The following is a 1,201-nucleotide window of genomic DNA, read 5'->3' on the forward strand; positions in this document are numbered from 1 at the left end:
ATCAACTGCTTGTAACTCATGGTAAATGCTTCTGTTTGTTTGGCGACGATAGAGTACCACCAACAGGCAGTTGATCTCTTCTCACCGTTTAACCATGAGTGGTGCACTTATTATCTGAATTCGGGCAGGGTTCCAAAGTGACGGTGGCTATTGTGGCTTATAACATGTTTATAGCGAGCTAATCGCGCGTTTTTCTACCACAGCGTAGCTCGTTTTTCTTATTAGATTATTTCTAACAAACTTGTTAACTAATTACCAGTGTTATTAAAATTTAGGAGTTCTCGCTTTTACCTCAGGATAAAAACGAGCGATTGGGTCGTTTTCTTGACTATACGAGCGACTGAGCTAAAGCTGTATATATATACAGCTTTATTTCAAAGGAATGAAAATGAAAACTCGCTCTCCTTATTTAAACTACATTGCAGACTATATGCTCACTCGTCAGTATTCATTAAGAACAATTAACGCTTATTTAGGTTGGATCGCAAAATTTATTCAATTGTAAGTTAATTAAACCAAGAGATTGTTGCTGGTAATTGCTAAATCACTAAATATTTATATTTTTTGTTAGGTATTTATAAGTAAAAAAAGTTGTAGTTGAGGCAACGAAACCTCCTACTCCATAATAAAAGGCTACTATTGCGGGTGGAGGAAACTGATAAAACACTATCGAAATGACCATTATTCCACATATAGAACCGACAATTGACATCGTATAGATGTTGAACAAATTTAACCTTAATAACAAAAGAGATGTTGGGTAGCCAATTATGAAGGTGATAGGAACAACAAATATTGGCAATATTAACAACAATAAATCAATCCATTGAAACGAATAATGATGCCATGTTACACCATCAATAGAAGTCTGAGGAGTATATCCTCCCAAAAGTGCAAGCGTTATCGTTGCCATAATTGAAGCGAGAACCAATGCTTTCAATATTGCTCTATTATTCATAATAGTTGTGGTCAGAACTTTCGATAAACAAAGACCGTAGCATACCTACATAAATTAGTTAAGATAACTTCATTAAACTCCTCAAAGCTGTCCTTAGAGTAATTACGTTAACTCACTTTGGGGCGTGCGACGTGAAGTCGTATGAAGCGCTGTTCACCGCTTAATGAGTGAACCATCTGTATCACCAGATGATCCTAGGAGCCTGAATAAAGTAGCGGCTCTGACAATGTAACGAAGGTTGGT

Annotated in this window: 1 protein-coding gene; it reads right to left on the reverse strand. The window is 36.5% G+C overall.

Going from position 1 to position 1,201, the window contains the following annotated elements:
- Positions 1 to 547 precede the first annotated feature (547 nt).
- Positions 548 to 940 (reverse strand): hypothetical protein, encoded by a 393-nt coding sequence (locus L1272_RS23045; protein ID WP_235374375.1) that lies wholly within the window; start codon positions 938 to 940, stop codon positions 548 to 550.
- Positions 941 to 1,201 lie beyond the last annotated feature (261 nt).

Origin of the sequence: Pseudoalteromonas sp. PAST1, from assembly GCF_021532515.1 — a bacterium.
GTDB lineage: Bacteria > Pseudomonadota > Gammaproteobacteria > Enterobacterales > Alteromonadaceae > Pseudoalteromonas > Pseudoalteromonas simplex.